General features: G+C 40.3%; 15 protein-coding genes, 1 rRNA gene and 1 pseudogene. 1 reads left to right on the top strand and 16 read right to left on the bottom strand.

Annotated features, from left to right (window positions below; all coding sequences use genetic code 11):
- Positions 1-214: 214 nt before the first annotated feature.
- Positions 215-326 (top strand): 5S ribosomal RNA (gene rrf, locus VIN08_RS18765).
- A 113-nt stretch (positions 327-439) separates the two neighbouring features.
- Here rrf and VIN08_RS18760 read toward each other — a convergent pair.
- From VIN08_RS18760 to VIN08_RS18685, 16 genes and pseudogenes are all read right to left on the bottom strand, one after another.
- Entirely contained in the window at positions 440-886 is a 447-nt protein-coding gene (locus tag VIN08_RS18760; RefSeq protein ID WP_331968120.1) for a hypothetical protein, read from the bottom strand.
- Positions 876-1,730, bottom strand: coding sequence for a 3-hydroxyacyl-CoA dehydrogenase NAD-binding domain-containing protein (locus VIN08_RS18755; protein WP_331968118.1), 855 nt, complete (start codon positions 1,728-1,730; stop codon positions 876-878). The genes VIN08_RS18760 and VIN08_RS18755 overlap by 11 nt, the downstream gene beginning before the upstream one ends.
- Positions 1,727-2,770, bottom strand: coding sequence for a phenylalanine--tRNA ligase subunit alpha (pheS, locus tag VIN08_RS18750; RefSeq protein WP_331968116.1), 1,044 nt, complete (start codon positions 2,768-2,770; stop codon positions 1,727-1,729). Before pheS ends, VIN08_RS18755 begins: the two co-directional genes overlap by 4 nt.
- Positions 2,771-2,827: 57 nt before the next feature.
- On the bottom strand, positions 2,828-3,892 hold the full coding sequence (locus VIN08_RS18745) for an MraY family glycosyltransferase (protein WP_331968114.1): 1,065 nt from the start codon (positions 3,890-3,892) through the stop codon (positions 2,828-2,830).
- 104 nt (positions 3,893-3,996) lie between these two features.
- Positions 3,997-4,956 carry an NAD-dependent epimerase/dehydratase family protein gene (locus tag VIN08_RS18740; protein ID WP_331968113.1) on the bottom strand — a complete coding sequence of 320 codons (960 nt, stop codon included), beginning with the start codon at positions 4,954-4,956 and terminating at the stop codon, positions 3,997-3,999.
- A gap of 4 nt (positions 4,957-4,960) precedes the next feature.
- Positions 4,961-5,788, bottom strand: coding sequence for a glycosyltransferase family 2 protein (locus tag VIN08_RS18735; protein ID WP_331968111.1), 828 nt, complete (start codon positions 5,786-5,788; stop codon positions 4,961-4,963).
- Positions 5,775-6,917: an O-antigen ligase family protein gene (locus tag VIN08_RS18730; protein ID WP_331968109.1), complete on the bottom strand. Its 1,143-nt coding sequence runs from the start codon at positions 6,915-6,917 to the stop codon at positions 5,775-5,777. Before VIN08_RS18730 ends, VIN08_RS18735 begins: the two co-directional genes overlap by 14 nt.
- Positions 6,918-7,079: 162 nt before the next feature.
- Positions 7,080-8,210: a glycosyltransferase family 4 protein gene (locus tag VIN08_RS18725; protein ID WP_331968107.1), complete on the bottom strand. Its 1,131-nt coding sequence runs from the start codon at positions 8,208-8,210 to the stop codon at positions 7,080-7,082.
- The gene (locus VIN08_RS18720) at positions 8,207-9,391 is read right to left on the bottom strand and encodes a hypothetical protein (protein ID WP_331968105.1); all 1,185 of its coding nucleotides are present in this window, start codon (positions 9,389-9,391) and stop codon (positions 8,207-8,209) included. The genes VIN08_RS18725 and VIN08_RS18720 overlap by 4 nt, the downstream gene beginning before the upstream one ends.
- A gap of 21 nt (positions 9,392-9,412) precedes the next feature.
- The gene (locus tag VIN08_RS18715) at positions 9,413-10,222 is read right to left on the bottom strand and encodes a glycosyltransferase family 2 protein (RefSeq protein ID WP_331968103.1); all 810 of its coding nucleotides are present in this window, start codon (positions 10,220-10,222) and stop codon (positions 9,413-9,415) included.
- Entirely contained in the window at positions 10,215-11,186 is a 972-nt protein-coding gene (locus VIN08_RS18710; RefSeq protein WP_331968101.1) for a GDP-mannose 4,6-dehydratase, read from the bottom strand. The genes VIN08_RS18715 and VIN08_RS18710 overlap by 8 nt, the downstream gene beginning before the upstream one ends.
- On the bottom strand, positions 11,183-12,274 hold the full coding sequence (locus tag VIN08_RS18705) for a glycosyltransferase family 1 protein (RefSeq protein ID WP_331968099.1): 1,092 nt from the start codon (positions 12,272-12,274) through the stop codon (positions 11,183-11,185). Before VIN08_RS18705 ends, VIN08_RS18710 begins: the two co-directional genes overlap by 4 nt.
- Before the next feature lie 15 nt (positions 12,275-12,289).
- Complete coding sequence (locus VIN08_RS18700) at positions 12,290-13,369, bottom strand: hypothetical protein (protein WP_331968097.1); 1,080 nt, start codon at positions 13,367-13,369, stop codon at positions 12,290-12,292.
- A 33-nt stretch (positions 13,370-13,402) separates the two neighbouring features.
- Entirely contained in the window at positions 13,403-14,197 is a 795-nt protein-coding gene (locus tag VIN08_RS18695; protein ID WP_331968095.1) for a class I SAM-dependent methyltransferase, read from the bottom strand.
- A complete protein-coding gene (locus VIN08_RS18690) occupies positions 14,194-15,645 on the bottom strand; it encodes an oligosaccharide flippase family protein (RefSeq protein ID WP_331968093.1) in 1,452 nt (483 codons plus the stop codon). Before VIN08_RS18690 ends, VIN08_RS18695 begins: the two co-directional genes overlap by 4 nt.
- Positions 15,646-15,959: 314 nt before the next feature.
- Positions 15,960-16,154, bottom strand: a pseudogene (locus VIN08_RS18685) (oxidoreductase); the annotation flags it as partial.

Raw genomic sequence — 16,154 nt, 5'->3', positions numbered from 1 at the left:
GTGTAAAGGCAGAAATGTCAAAGCTGAGCAGTACTAATTACCCGAACGCTTCAGGGCGGATGTGCGATAGCATCAAGATCATCCGCCCCAAACAACGAATTGGCTACTGTGTGCTTGCTTCGCACTACGCTTACTTGAAATGATATTCTACTCTTTTGCTAATATTGTCAAAGACATTGATAGTTCTGATGAGTCGTGTTAGAACTAAAGATCTTAAGGTGACTATAGCGGTGGGGATCACCTCTTCCCATTCCGAACAGAGAAGTTAAGACCACCAGCGCTGATGGTACTGGGATAACACCTGGGAGAGTAAGTCGTTGCCTTTCTTTTTACAAACTAAGCCTTTGGAAATCTTCCAAAGGCTTTTTCTTTTTATGCCTGTCTATCATATCTTCTCGATACCACTCAATATCCATCGACCAAAGCCTGAAAACCTATGCTACTGGACTATATCTGAACTGATCCGAAGATCAGAACCGGTTAAGGTAGTGGCGTACTGTTGAAGAGGGCGCCAGGCAGCCCCACCCATAGGAGCTCCATTAAAATCAAAATTAGAACCACAACAAGGATCTGTCATGTATAATCCAGAAGCATGTATCTCTACGGTGGCGCAGGCGTTAGCAGGTTGATATGAGCAGTTGCGCTCGAATGCACGGTATGAGGTCGCATTTACACGATGCAGGATTATACCTCGAACTCCACCTTTTATATTTTGATGCCCTGTAGTTTTAAGTGTATTATACTCAGGGAGATTAAGATTAATAACAATATCTTGGAATGGCTGATAAGGGATTGCATCATCACTTAAATCAGATGAACAACTGAGTAATGCAAGTAAGGTTAATGACTTCCAGCGTGTAGCCAGTCCGATATTTTTAGTATTCATAAAATCCTTTTCCTGATTTTCTTCCGAGATAGCCGGCCTCAATTTTTTGTTGTTGAAGTCGGCTGGGCCTAAATTTAGATTCCTGATGAAAGGCATGAAACATAGCATCCGTTACAGAATAATTAATGTCTATTCCGATTAAATCCATAAGCTCGAATGGCCCCATTTTAAATCCGCTGGTTTTCATCAGAGCATCTATAGTTGGAAAGTCTGTAACGTTATCTTCTGCTATTCTTAGGGACTCGGTATAAAAATGTCGGGCAACACGATTTACGATAAAGCCTGGAGAATCTTTCGCTATAACTGCCGACTTTGAAATCCTTGAACTAAATTCTTTTAATAGTTCAATAGTGGCTTCGTCTGTAGCAACTCCCTTTACAATCTCTACCAACTTCATTACTGGAGCCGGATTAAAAAAATGAAGTCCGGCAAACCTGCCGGGGTATTTAAGTACAGATGCAATCTGTGTTATGGAGATGGAAGATGTGTTGCTGAGGAGTATACAATCCTGGCCATTGATCTTTTCCAGCTCTGAAAAAATCTTTTGCTTCACATCAATCTTTTCAATAACAGCTTCTATTGCAAGATCTACCTGAAGCATTCGGAAATCACCAACAGCTTCTATTCTATTGATGGCTTCGTCTTTTTTCTCGACAGTGATTTTATTCTTTTCAACACTTACTTCAAGGTTTTTGCGAATGGACGCAATTGCCGCTCTGGTAAGATCGGATTGAACATCATAAAGCATCACTGTATAACCGGCAGAAGCCATTAGCTGAGCAATTCCCTGGCCCATGGTGCCTGCTCCTATTACAGCGATGGTCTTTATGCTTTCAGCCGTCATGCTATATCACTTGTATGGAACTGTCGTAAAAAGCGAATATCATTTTCAGAATATAGTCGGAGGTCATTTACCTGGTAACGTAATTGTGTTACGCGCTCGATCCCCATTCCAAAAGCGAAACCAGTATATTCTTGCGGATCAATCCCACAGTTTTTTAAGACATTCGGGTGAACCATGCCTGCTCCGGCAATCTCAACCCATCCGCTACGCTTGCATACTACACATCCTTCGCCTTTGCAAATCAAACAGGTAACATCAATCTCTGCACTGGGTTCAGTAAATGGAAAGAAGGATGGCCTTAATCTAAGCTTGATATCCTTTCCATACATTTCTTTTGCAAAGTGAAACAGTGTTTGTTTCAAGTCTGTGAAGCTTACATTTTTATCTACATATAAACCTTCAACCTGGTGGAAGAAGCAGTGAGCTCTGGCAGATATAGCCTCGTTCCTATATACCCGTCCGGGCATAATGGCACGTATAGGAGGCTTTTGTTTTTTCATCAATCGAATTTGAACATTCGAAGTATGTGTCCTCAATAAAATATCCTGCTGAGCCCCGGCAGTTCCTTTTTTCTCAACGAAAAATGTATCCTGCATTTCGCGTGCAGGGTGATTTTCAGGAAAATTAAGAGCTGAGAAATTATGCCAGTCATCTTCTATCTCCGGACCATCGGCCACATTAAACCCGAGTCTTTCAAAAATCTCGATGATTCTATAGCGCGTCAAGGCAAGAGGATGAAGGTTGCCTGTTGTATTGGGAATACCAGGCAGGGTAAGATCGATATCTGTTGTTTGAGAAGATGTAGACTCTAACTGCTCGTTTAAAACTGTGAGCTTGGCCTCAGCAGCTTGTTTGAGTTCATTCAAAATTTTTCCAACGGCTTTCTTTTCTTCTGCAGGAACTTGCTTCAGCTCTTCGAACAAATCGCCAATAACTCCCTTGCGACTTACATAACGAAGTCTGAATGTTTCTATACCCTGTTTATCACTGGCTGAAAATTCTTCTACTTCCTGTAGAAGAGACTTAATTCTCTCTTGCATGACGTCAAAATGAATGAGGTCAAAAATACAATTTAGAGATGGATTGCCCTAATCAGATCAGTCTTCGAGTTCTTTGGGCGAAAGCTTGCCCAGAATAAGGCGGTCGAGAACAACACTAAGCACGAATGATAAAACGATCACGCCGGTTAGTATATATCGCTCTGAAAAATTATGGAATATCAATGCCAGTGTAATGTATAATACCTGAGCTCCGCCCAACACCAAAGTGGTTTGACTGTGCGACATACCCAATCGCATTATGGCGTGGTGAATGTGACTCTTATCAGGTTTGAACGGAGACTGTCCTTTTAATAAACGCAGTAGTACAATGCGAAGTGTATCAACCAACGGGATAATAATGAAGCAAGCCGCTGTACCGATGGACGCATTGAAACGATACGGGAAGTGCTCAGGCAGGTTATAGTTCAGATCAACAAAACGAATTGTAAGCATGGCCAGCATCATACCTATAACCAGTGCTCCAGTATCGCCCATAAAGACTTCCGATGGCTCCCAATTAAAAATGAGAAAAGCGAAAATGGCTCCCACCATGGAGAACGACAGGATGGAAAATATAAAATCATCAATCAGGAAGAACCAAACTCCAAAAGCGATCAACGACAAAGTGGCAATAGTGCCCGCCAATCCATCCAGTCCATCAATGAGGTTGAATGAATTTGTTATAACAATAATCGTGAAATAGGTCAGCGTATAGCTTATCAGGTCAGGTAATTCATAGATCCCGAATACACCATAGAAAGATTTGATACGCAGATCAAACAGAAAAATAAGAAGCGATGCAGCCATCACTTGTCCCATCAGCTTGATCATCCAACGCAAGGGAACGAGATCGTCTCTCACACCAATAAAAAAAATCACCGAGAGCGCCACCATAATGAACTTGATGGTGCCCCAGCTCTGAATATCAATCCATATCAATGATGAAATAAAGAAACCAATAAAAATCGCGATTCCCCCCATCGATGGTGTTACCTTCTTGTGAATCTTTCTTCTGCCCGGAATGTCAACCAGGTTTTTCTGCAATGAGTATTTAATGATCACCGGAACGATCAAGAAAGCAATAACAAAAGAAGTTGTAGCAGCTGCGAGCTGAATGGCCATAAAAGCAAATAACTTTCAAAAATAGCGAATGGGAATTAAATCCCCATGCTGTCTATCAAACTCGTTCTGCTTGTAGAATGCGATTTCAATACTCAGTCAACTAATTATTCTTGTTTGTACCAGGTTACCATTTTCTGTATACCATCGTGAGTGGTATATTTTGGTTTAAAGCCCGCAGCGAAAATTTTCTTGGCTGAATGATAGGTTTGTGTTCCCAGTTTCTTAATCCGTGATGTAGAAATAGGAAGATTTTTGCCGGTAAGTTTTATGATCAGATCAAACGGGAGTCCTAGTAATATACCGATGAACGGAGGCACAGTAATCCTGATCTTCTTCCCCAACGCTTTTGCTATAAGGTTACTGATCTCACGAGCAGTGAGTTGTGGCTCATCCGCATAATTGTATACGGATACGCCAGGTTTCATGCGCTCCATGAGGAACATAGTACCTTCCACTACATTTTCTACATACGCAATCGACTTTATATTATCGGCTTTACCTAAATGAAAGTAAACGCCAGAGTCGATTTGACGAATCAGGTTGCGCATGTTTGCCAGGTTGTTAGGGCCAAAGACAACTGTTGGACGAATGATCAGCACCTTACGCTCCGGATCTTCTGCTGCCCATTGTTCCAGTACTTTTTCACCAGCCAGCTTCGATGCTCCATACGGAGAATCCGGTTGAGGATTCATATTCTCATCCGAGATCGCTTCGCGTATACCATATACAGCCACCGAGGAATAGAAAATAATATTTTTAATTCCGAAGGCTGTGGCTTGATTACAGATAACTCGTGTTCCTTCTTCGTTAGTGTCAAAGTACTCATCGTGCCCTATACCAAAGTCGTGGTGTTTGGCTGCGAGTGAAATGATAGTATCAACATGATTTCCTGTTAAGGCTTTTTTTATGTCTTCTTCTTTTCGGATGTCACCGGTAATAAAAGGAGCTTCATGTTGAAATGAAGGTTTTACCAAGTCAAGATTTATAAATGTACCAGCAGGTAACAATCTATGAAAATGACTTCCTATAAAACCAGATCCTCCGGTGAGCAATATTTTAGGCATTGAATCAGTTTGTTTTAAGATACTCGTTCTTTATTTGTTGATTGATCTTTCTTCGTTCGCTATCAAAGAACCATCCCCACTTTGTAAAGTAGACAAGTGCTCCATGTATGTTGTAAAGCATTAGCTTGAAGTTCTTATAAGAACCTTTGGCATAATAATGATATACCTGAACAGCCGGGTAAAATATAGTCTGATAACGCTGATGGATTCTTCTCGTAAGATCAGCATCTTCTATATACATAAAGATTGCCTCATCAAAAAAGCCCACTTGCTGAAGAGACTCCGATCGCATAAACATGAAACACCCCGATAGATACGGTATGTTCATGATTTTGTTATACCCGCTATCAATAAGTTCGTACTTTCTGTTTCTTTCTTTGAATCCTGGAAGCCATGAGAAAAATCTTCGTAGTAACAGATCCGTTGGCGTAGGCAATAACTTGCAAAGGTGTTGAACGTTGCCATCGGGATAAAGGATCTTCGGCATGGTTTGCCCTACACTTTTATTTTTCTCCATGTATTGAAAGAGGTCTTCTAATACATTTTCATGAAAGTATATATCCGGATTGAGAACGAGATGGTAAAGTGACTCTTCAGTGGCTTTGCGCATAGCAATGTTATGAGCCTTTCCGAAACCAAGATTTTTATTGTTGAAAATATACTCCGTTCTGTCATCTTTCTTTAATGAGCGCAATTCATCGGTAGGCGAGTTATCGATCAGGTACAATTTGAAGTTGAGCGAACTTTTGTATACACTATCAATAGCTTGTCCGACAATGGCGGGATTGGATTTAAAGAGTACAATAGAAACGGTTAGATCATATTTTTTCATTCTTCCGATTGTGCAGGTGGATAAAAAACATAGCGTTAAAAAAAGAGTAGAGCACAACACCGGCATGCCTGCTGAGTAAATTCTCAGTCAGCAAACCCACTAATATTATCAGTAAAAAAACTGCGTAAATATAATCTGCTGCCCGAATTGATGAAACAACGAAAGTGAAGCATCCTGTTAAAAACAGTACACTTCCTAAAATACCAGTCGAGATCAGGATCATCAGGTACTGATTATGGGTATTGAATCGTTGATCTCCATTTTGATGCGTTGCGACCCTCAGCGCATTTTCGCTTCCTGAAAGTCCGAAACCGGTCAATGGTTTCTCCTGAAAAAGATTGAGTGAAGCTTTCCACAACTGGAGTCTGTGAAGGTTGCTGGATGCCATATCGGCTTCCTCCTGATAATTGCTGGACTGAAGATCTGTAACAACGGCATGGAATCTGTAGAAGCCTGCAGGAAACAACAACATTACGGTAACGATAAACAGAATGGCTGCTCCGGCTGCTATATACCGAACGCGCTTTGTGGCATGATATAATACTCTAATTCCTGTTAAGCCAAAAACCAACAGAAGTATAAGCAGCGATATTTTACTGCTAAGCAGGAACACCTCGATCGTTAACAATAATATACCGATTATGATCAAAGCGTTTGCTATACGCGATTTCCCTACGAGGGAGAAGCCGAAAGCTATACCTGTGATGAAGAATATACTTAGATAGGTGGTGTGAAACCCGATTGCATTGGCAAATTCTGAGTATAGAAAAAAGCCCCAATTAACAACACCAATAGGATGATCTTCATAGAATTTCATTGTTTCCACAAAATTCCAGTTGTGAACAATGCGATCATGCTCGGTTATGTTTTTCCAAAATGCAATGCCGAGGCAACCCCATGCTGCGGCAATACATCCTATGAAAAACGAAACTTTGCTGATGTGAACCTGTCGGTTATTGATTTCAGCAGTAGTAATTAATAATGCGAAGAATGCGATCGGTAGGTATGTTTCAAAAAAATGCCAGCCTCCTGCTGCATCGTGATTGAAGACGTCTAAAAGAAAAGCATATAACAGCACTATAAAAGGTATAAAGAGTATAGCGGATGCTTTCCAATTCTTTTCCTTCAAACGATTAATGTCGATTAAAAGGTATATAAGAATGATAGCGGAAAACGAGAAGAGGGCAATGTTGAATATTTTGATAGAGCAGAAAAAAGTTAAAGGCATAAGAGCATAGAACAGATTCAGCATCTTTCCTCTGGTGTTCTTTATCTGATCGATGATCATGTGCTACTTTTTTGTAGAGCTATACTGCTGGTATAACGAAATATATAATTCCTGATAGCTGGCAGACATTTTCTTTGCGCTCAATTCTGTTTCAATAATACCGATAGCTGCCTGGCGCAACAATGTATAGTCTTGATTAGCCAGGCGATTTATAGCGTCTGACAATGCTTCATACTCACCACAGGGAAAAGTAAGGCCAGCACGCGCGTCCACTGAAAGTATTTCCCTGTGGGCAGCGATGTCAGACAGGCAAACCGGCAGGCCGCAACTCAGCGCTTCCAATACTGTGTTGGGTAAGCCCTCTGAAAATGATGCGGAGATGAAAAAGTCAGAAACCTCTATATATTTCGCTACTTCACTAATGAAACCTTTGAATATAATGTTGGGAAGATGACCGTATGCTTTCTTCAACTCTTCTTCCAATTCGCCAGTGCCTAATACTAATAATATACCATCCTGATGATTACTTCCCAGAAAGCCTTTTATAACAGTATGTGGATCTTTTCTGGCGCAGAGAGAACCTACAGTAATAAATACTTTTTTGTCGGGATGAATGCCGAGTTGTAACCGCTTCTCCCGAATGGCTTCAGAAGATTGAGGGACGAATATTTCATTGTCGACACCATTCGGTATAAAACCCAGCGTCTTTACCTGATCTTTATATACTTCATATACTGATTTTGCACAGGCAACCGTTTTCTCGAGGTGATTAACTTGTTTGATTTGTGTGTGTGCAAAGTAATCACCTATTGGCCAGTTATAGGTATTCCGATAGTTATCCTGCAGGTTGGCGTGAAGTGTACTAAGCCTTATATAGGGCCGGAGGTGCCTGGCCGAAAATATATCGGGCCGTAATGAATGACTATGAATAATATGTGGCTTTGTTTGAGCAACAAAATCACGGAGTTTTTTGCCACCGGAGATTAACCACGAAAGGCGATTTTGATTGAAGCGATATATAGATACTCCCAATTTCTCAAAATCTTTTTCACGCGTGCGTGCAGGTTCGGGTGATAGCGTTACAATGATCGGATCAATGATCGATCGATCTATATACTTAATGATATTGTAAATAACATTGGTCGGGCCACCACTCTCTAATGTTGATACAAAAAACAAAACCCTGATTTTCATGCCTCGATGATTTCTAATGTTTCTGCTTTGAATTTGTGTCTCTCCATCAGAAAAATTAGCGCCACGGAGACATAGAAGAATGGCATAAAGGTAATGGTTGAAGACAACGTGGTTATCAGAAATGGAACAATTATATAGAGGGCTTTTTTGTTGGTTGCGGCTGCTAATTGGATAAACATAAAAATGATGAGCATAAGTCCTATCAATCCGGACTCAATGAGGTACACCATAAAAAAGTTGTGCGCATAGATACCAAGCCGTACAGATGAATTTGAAAATCCAATCCCAAAAAATAACTCCTGAACCGATGCAGTGGAAAAATATTTTGATACGATGCCTATAATTTCGAGCTTCGACTGAAAGCTTAAATCAGACATTATTTTTTCTTCAAGATAGAATTTATAGAAAAAGATTAATGCGATGGAAGAGAAAACCAGGTTGACCAGGTAAAATTCAATTTTCTGATTGCGCAAAAAACGAATATATACCCATCCTAAAAACGCACCTGCCCATCCGGCACGCGAGAAGGTAAGGATCAATAAAATAATAAGTACCATTTTGGTTTTGAACCATCGTTCATCATGATCTAATTCCCTATAGTAAATAAAGAACAATAAAATAATAATATGGATTGCCACAGCATTACTATCCACATACATGAGCCCCCCGAATTTGTATTGATAAATCCATCGTGCATCACCATTCTCGGCAAACGAAGCATATTCCATATTGGGATGGGTTAGCCTCCATATACCTTCTGCTATAAGAACTAATGTTGAGTAATTAATAAATTTAGTAGCTAGTAACGTTAATCTTTCTGAAGAGAGTTGCGGTCCAAATCCTGTAACTACCACGTAATAAGCAATAGCGAAAAGCACTCCCATATACCTGGCAAGTGGAGCTCCGATGATTGTTTGACTTATAAAGAAATAAATAATACAGGCTACCGGCAGTAATTGAGAGTTGGAAATGTTGAACCTGTGAATGAAGCCAACCAGTATAATAGTGCCAACAAAAAACAACACAAGCGTAGGAGGAATTGCCAATATAGTATGACTGGTAAAACTGCTGAAGGGTATAATGAGCCATAACCCCCAATAGGTTAGCCTCTCTCTGCTAAAGACGAAATTGCTATAGTGCGAGAAGGGTAAAAGTTTTATTATTTTCTGCGTGTCTCCCAATACTTCAAAAATATTAATTCTTTATTTCTTTTTTAGTAATCGCGTGATAGTGGCTGTTAATTTAGTGCCCAACAATCTTTTTGCTGCGATTACAAATTTTATATAGGCCAGGTAAAACTGATAGTAAAGCCACTTCCCGGCACCGGGTTCGTACTTCAGGGCTATATTCTTTTTGTCTTGTATAGCTTGCACAATGCGCTTTTTAGTTGTCCCTTCCCGGCCATCAAAAAGGCATACGAGCACGTTGATGTAAGAGAATATACCATTATTCTTATAGGTACGAAAAAACAAATCGTGATCAGCGCCTATTTTATACTGTAAATCATATTGATATTCCTTCATTAACGATGCTTTGATAAAAGCAGCCTGGTGGCAGAAGGGAGAATACTTCCACAAGGTATGCAACGGTTGAATTTTAAAAGGTACGCCAAAGCCTTCATATTGTATCTCGGCATTTCCGTATAGTATATCAACACCCGCTTGTTGAGATAATGCATATCCTATTTTGTCGAGGACATCAGGCGAAGCAAACTTGTCGCCACTGTTCATAAAGTTCATCCAGCCCTCTCTGGAAGCTGCTGCTATAGCTTTATTCATGGCATCATATATACCCTTGTCCGGGCCGCTGGTCCAATACTTCAGTTTAGATGCATGTTTTTTAATAATGTCTACAGTTCCGTCCGTACTGCCACCATCAATAACAATATAGTCTACATTTTTATAGGTTTGACTGAATACGCTGTTCATCGTATTCTCAAGATTCTTTACATCATTGTAAACAACGGTAACAACTGAAATTAAAGGTTGATCTGTCATTGTTTGATTAAGCACGCGCTATAGTTAAGTTCTGCTCTTCTTCCTGAATCAATTGGTCTAATACTTCTTCAAACTTCAGCGTATATGACCAGCCCAGGAGTTCCTGGGCTGCGGTGTTATCTCCATAGATATCCAATATATCTGTAGGCCGGTATAGCTGCGGATCAATCACTACCTTGTTTTTATCCAGCGACAGTTTGTCGAATATATATTCAATGATATGCCTGAGGGATATAGACCTGCCTGAGCATATTATAAAATCGCGCGGATCATTCTGCTGTAACATAAGCCACATAGCTTCAACATATTTTGGTGCAAATCCAAAATCTCGTTTTACATCGATGTTCCCAACACGCAGGTGATCCAGTTTGCCATTTTTTATCTTGAAGCTGTCCTGCAATACTTTTTTTACAAAGAAGGTATTCGACCGCAGATATGATTCGTGGTTAAATAATATACCGTTGCAAACAAACATGTTATACGATTCACGGAAGTTGATCACCGTCCAGTAGTTCGTAGCCTTTGATATAGCATACGGACTTAGCGGGTGCATAGGCGTAGTTAATGTTACCGGCAGGTTGCTCACCTTACCAAACATCTCCGAGCTTGAAGCCTGGTATAGTTTAATCGAGCTGTCTACAATTCGTATAGCTTCCAGTAAGTTTAATACTGAGCTAATGTTATAATGTATAGTAGCTGTGGGCTGCGCGAACGATAGCCCCACAGAGCTCTGTGCTGCCAGATTATAAATCTCCTGCGGATTGTGTTTTTCCAGTATGCGGATAACAAAAGGAAGATCGCACAAGTCGCCTTCTTCGAATAGAATCTCCTCTTGTATACCCAGGTACGATAGGTTATAAAGATTGGTTGGATGATTGTTGCGGGTAATGCCAATCACTTTATAGCCCTTGCTTAAGAGTAATTGGGCCAGATACCCACCATCTTGTCCTGATATACCGGTTATAAAAGCAGTTTTCATACAATATTTTTATACAGCAAATAAGATTGCTGTGCTGTTCTTTCCCACGTAAATTCTGCAGCCCGCTGAAGCCCCTTTGCTTTCAAATTGCTTCGCAGGTTTTCATTCTCCAATATAGTTTCCGCAGCCTGGTATATTTCATCTTTTTTCAGTGGATCGAAATACAGGGCAGCATCGCCACCTACTTCAGGCAGCGAACTGGTATTGCTCGCCAATACCGGGCATCCACAGCCCATAGCCTCCAGCACCGGAATGCCGAATCCCTCATACAACGAAGGATATATATAGGCCATTGCGTTAGAGTATAAAGTGTTCAGGCTTTCGTCACTGCCCGGGTAGTATTGAACACGGTCTGCAATTTTTAATGACCTGAATAAATTTAGCTCATCACTATCAAAGTTACCTCCGCCTGCACAGAATAGAAAAAGATCTTTGTGCTTGGTAAGCAACGGAGCTATAGCTTCAGCGAAAGGAACAAAGTTCTTGTAGAGATTTCTTTTTCCTACATATAAGAAAAATCGTTTTCCACCTTCCGAGTCGATTTTATAGGGAGTGGTGACCTTCTGGAGTGAACTTGCCAGGTATACTACTTCTACTTTTTCTTCGGGTATATTATAATACTCGACAAGATCCTTTTTTGTGTTCTTGGAAATAGCGAAGATTTTGTCTGCGCGTTTCAGAACCTTTTCCTTCATACTCAACGTGCTTTTGTCTTCCTGTATATAGATCTCGTGAATCAGATCATAACACGTTACTACCAATGGCTTTTTATTCAACCCAAGATGGTAAGGAAAGTAGTAAGTAGGATGAAATATATCGTAATCATTTTTCAGAATAGACAGCATGCTATAGGCCGTGTCGATCTTTTGAATGAAAGTGCCTTTGCCTTTCAGGTTGGAATTTTTGAAAAAAGGACGTGCCTTGATCGCTACATTGTTTTCCAGGTACTCGTTATTGGAAAATAATACCGAGCATTTAAGATCTATATCCGGGTAATGCTTTAAGTGATCGGCCACCTCTACAAAGTAGCGGGATATACCTCCATAGTTTTGAAATGCAAAAATCTGATGATCGAGAAGTACCTTCATGTTTAACAGCTTCTGTTAATGTAGCTCAAGCAATAAATTTAATACGGATATAAGTCGGGGTGAACCATTGGTCTTTGATGAGGCCATCATATTCCGGATCACTGCCATTCTGTTCGCTCCGCGAAAAACATTCAGGGCTTTACCAACCAATCGGAATGTAAATGTGGTTTTGAAATCTGTTTCAGAAATCTGATAGCGAATAATCGACTTAAGCAAACTCTTTGGTATAAACGTGTTTTGCAGAAACATGCTGATGTTTACATAATTCGAAAACGTGCTTTGATAATGAATAAAAGCAAGCTTCTTATTCGCGATGTTTACCTGCAAATTATCAGACGACTTGAAACGTTCATGTTCTGAAACCTGAATGTGATGCCAGGTATTTATAGCAAGAGGATTTTGAATCCAATAGTATTGCGAGTTGAATACAACTTCACGCTTATCCTGGTAAAGCGTGCCCGATGAAACGAGATACTCCAGTAGATCCTGATCGCTCCCTATAGGATTTCTGAAAAGCGATTCGTTGGCCAATGATAGATCGACTGCTTTGCAGGCTTCTTTTTTTGCAAATGCTATGTTGGAGTATCCAATGATATTTTTATCAAGCGCTTTCAATTCTCGTTCATACGTGCGAAACCAATTGAAGTCGGATATAGAAACAAATACGGGGCAGCCCTGCAACATAAAAGTTTTTCCTGCAGTATCGCGACATATTTCATCCAACGATGTATGGAGAATTACATCGCTATCGAGGTGCCAGAACTGCGGGTGCTGTGCGAACTCTTTCTCATGTATATCTTTAAAAGCGATCCATCGCAGCAAACAGTTGCGTTCATATCGGCTATAGTTTGCATTGATCTCCGGGTATTGTTCAATGATAGTTTGAAACTGACGGCAGTAATCTATAATGGTAAAGCCCGCACGTTGCAACGTGGCCAAATACTCCTGAGATACTTTTTCAATCCCCTCTAAAAAAACAACTCTAAATTCTACATTCGATTTATAGCGATGAATGCTTTCCGCTAATAGCTCGAAGGGAATGTTTCTCTTAAAGTCTTCTTCGTTTGTGTTGCACCAGACGGCTGTGTAAAACATTATGGACCTGATCTAATTTTTTTTGATTTATTTTCAAATGCTCTGGCTTAACTTCTGTTTTATAAAACTATAGTCTTGCTCCAATAAAGATTGCCGGTTTGACCGGAACAGATTGTAGACAAAAGCGATCTTGGGTCTTGCCAAAATTTTAAACACACCTGTGCTTAACGACAACGGAGTTAAAAGGTGAATATTGAAGCTGTTGGTATATATATTCAATTTGAACTTTCGCGCAATGGTCTGCAAGGTCTTAACACTATATAATGCTATATGCTGACCGGTTTCCGGGGCCAGGTATTCCCAGGAAGAAATATCTCCCTGTGTTGGCTGTACTTCCGTTGAAAAGAGAATGCTGTTTCCAGTGCTTAACATCTTTTGAATTTCATTCATTGGATTTTCGAGATGCTCGAATAACTCGAAGGATGTAACCAGTTCAAAAGATTTACTCTCTTCCGGCAGATCGCTGATGTCGAAATTCTTGGCAAACAGATTCTCACAATATTTATCCTGTCGGTAAAAGTCAAAACCACGATCCCGCATCATGCGGACAAATAATCCATAGCCACCTCCAAAATCCAGAAACTTTTTGCCGGGGTTAAAGAATCGAGTGATCAACGCCTGCGCTACTGTTGATAGATATTGATTACGATATACAAGGCCAATGTCCAGCGCAGTGATTGAGTTTTGATATGCTTCCTGTAGCCAGTAAGGTTTTTCTGTTTGAATAAACTCGCAGTTGCTGCACTTGAAATAATCAACATTGTATTTTCCCAGCAGTAGCTTGGAGAATAAAGGGGGGCTCTCGTTTGAACAAATGTGGCAGGTCATGATGGATTGGTTGAGGGACGAAAAATAAATTTATACCAAATCAGAATTACAGCCAGACATAGAACAGAAAGCAATATCGTGTTTTTCGAGAAGACTACCAGAAACAGAATGGATGGCACCATGATTTTTACACCGGCAAGCATATCGCGTACACCCAGAATCTTTTTGGTGAAATAATGCATTTGGACAGGAGTGACGGCAAGTCCCGATATAATGAGCCCGATAACAAGTCCTTGGGTATCCATGAAATAATACAGCAGTGGAATAAATAGAGCTCTCGATGCCAGGTTTAAGAGCATGAACAGGGTATTTAATCTGAAATGGCTGCTTCCATTCAAAAAGTAGTATGGAATTATAGTCGTAGCCATTACTAAATTATAGCATATAAATAAACTGATGAAATCGATCGTGTTTTTATAAGTATCTTCCTTTAACCACATGAGGATAAACGGATCTTTGATTACATAAAACACAGCAAGAAGAATGGTAGCTACACCTAAAAAATAAAATTGAATCTTGTTATACAGATGATCAACCTTCTCGCCCATATAGATCTTTTTGGAGATCACGGGAAATATCCAGGCAACAGATGCGGAGAAAACACTGTGTATTTGTGTGAAGATTGTGAGAGCGATAGAGTAGTAAGCAAACGTTTTTATATCGGATAAAGAGATAACAATGAACTTATCGACCTGCCCGGATAAAATACCGATGATGGACTGAAACCACGTCCAGATACCAAAGCTGAAAATCTCACGAATATACTTTCGCTCAAATAATGGGATGAAGTGAGTGAAATTTGAAAAACGATAGACCAGCCATGCTTCTATAAGCAAGTATATAAATGTAACAAAACACGATCCTATGAAGATGTGTATCAGGGAAAAATCAAGCACCACAAGTAACAGGTTAACGCCCAGCGTGGTGACTTTCCCCAGGATGGATATCTTGGCCGACAGATCGTATCGTTCATAGCCTTTAAACACGGCCAGAAAAATCTGTTCGATAAATTTTAATCCGAGTGTGAGCCCCGCAATTTGTATAGTATAGAACACCACGGTAGTTCTGCCCTCTGCGAGGTGCAGCCAATTATACTCACGCACAACAAATGAAGAGACGATTGCCACAAGCACCACAACCGCACAAAGCACCAGGTATACCGAGTACGTAGCACCGATGATCTTATTTACCTTCTCCCTCTCTCCGGCAACAAGATACTTTGAAACAAACTTTACGGTTGCATCGCCAAGCCCTATATTAAGGATGCCAATGCTCGCCATAATGGTGTTGATGAACATCCATATACCATATAGCTCTACACCCAGTTTGTTGATGAAAACCGGTGTAGCCAAAAGCATGAGTGCCGGGTATACAATGGCATCTACCGAGCTCCAGGCAGCATTGTTGAGATTCTTAGATTTAAGGAAATTTAATACTACTTGTTTCAAGCTCTTTATTTTTTAAAATCTATAGAATCTGTTTATTGGGTTACTGTATTTAGAACTAATTCTGATCTGCTGGTTTAATTTCTTTGGCATCTTTAATAGCCAGCTATATACATTTACTGTCAAGGTATATATAGCTGAGGAAAGGTATAGAAGTATACCCATCCTGTAAGCAAAAGGAGGTTCTTTAAAAAAGCCGGGCACAACAATGCCGCTGCGACTACATTCTTCACCTTTAATAATTAAATTGGCAAAGTGACAAGAACTTATTCTTGTTGCTTTACTCCCTGTATAGCCGGTTAGGGCTAACCAGACGTTTAATTATTCGTCTTGTAGTTCCGTATAGTATATACTAATTCAATGGCTGCGCGGGTTTCATTCAATCCGAAGCCATTGCCTTTCAGAACTTCTTCATAGCTGAGTGTGTGCAGGTCTGTGAATCCGTCACTAAATTCAATCTGCTCACCTTCCATGGTAAGTGAACGGAAAGTGCGTTTGCCTTTAGCTCTTAC

The sequence above is a fragment of the Ohtaekwangia sp. genome, assembly GCF_036568665.1.
Taxonomy (GTDB): domain Bacteria; phylum Bacteroidota; class Bacteroidia; order Cytophagales; family Cyclobacteriaceae; genus Ohtaekwangia.
Note: the sequence above shows the minus strand (reverse complement) of the source record. Positions and strands in the feature narration are given on the sequence as shown.

What these genes read in the sequence shown, in the direction of transcription:
- VIN08_RS18760 (WP_331968120.1), bottom strand. Translation starts at nt 886, where the DNA reads ATGAATACTAAAAATATCGGACTGGCTACACGCTGGAAGTCATTAACC.
- VIN08_RS18755 (WP_331968118.1), bottom strand. Translation starts at nt 1,730, where the DNA reads ATGACGGCTGAAAGCATAAAGACCATCGCTGTAATAGGAGCAGGCACC.
- pheS (WP_331968116.1), bottom strand. Translation starts at nt 2,770, where the DNA reads ATGCAAGAGAGAATTAAGTCTCTTCTACAGGAAGTAGAAGAATTTTCA.
- VIN08_RS18745 (WP_331968114.1), bottom strand. Translation starts at nt 3,892, where the DNA reads ATGGCCATTCAGCTCGCAGCTGCTACAACTTCTTTTGTTATTGCTTTC.
- VIN08_RS18740 (WP_331968113.1), bottom strand. Translation starts at nt 4,956, where the DNA reads ATGCCTAAAATATTGCTCACCGGAGGATCTGGTTTTATAGGAAGTCAT.
- VIN08_RS18735 (WP_331968111.1), bottom strand. Translation starts at nt 5,788, where the DNA reads ATGAAAAAATATGATCTAACCGTTTCTATTGTACTCTTTAAATCCAAT.
- VIN08_RS18725 (WP_331968107.1), bottom strand. Translation starts at nt 8,210, where the DNA reads ATGAAAATCAGGGTTTTGTTTTTTGTATCAACATTAGAGAGTGGTGGC.
- VIN08_RS18710 (WP_331968101.1), bottom strand. Translation starts at nt 11,186, where the DNA reads ATGAAAACTGCTTTTATAACCGGTATATCAGGACAAGATGGTGGGTAT.
- VIN08_RS18705 (WP_331968099.1), bottom strand. Translation starts at nt 12,274, where the DNA reads ATGAAGGTACTTCTCGATCATCAGATTTTTGCATTTCAAAACTATGGA.
- VIN08_RS18700 (WP_331968097.1), bottom strand. Translation starts at nt 13,369, where the DNA reads ATGTTTTACACAGCCGTCTGGTGCAACACAAACGAAGAAGACTTTAAG.
- VIN08_RS18695 (WP_331968095.1), bottom strand. Translation starts at nt 14,197, where the DNA reads ATGACCTGCCACATTTGTTCAAACGAGAGCCCCCCTTTATTCTCCAAG.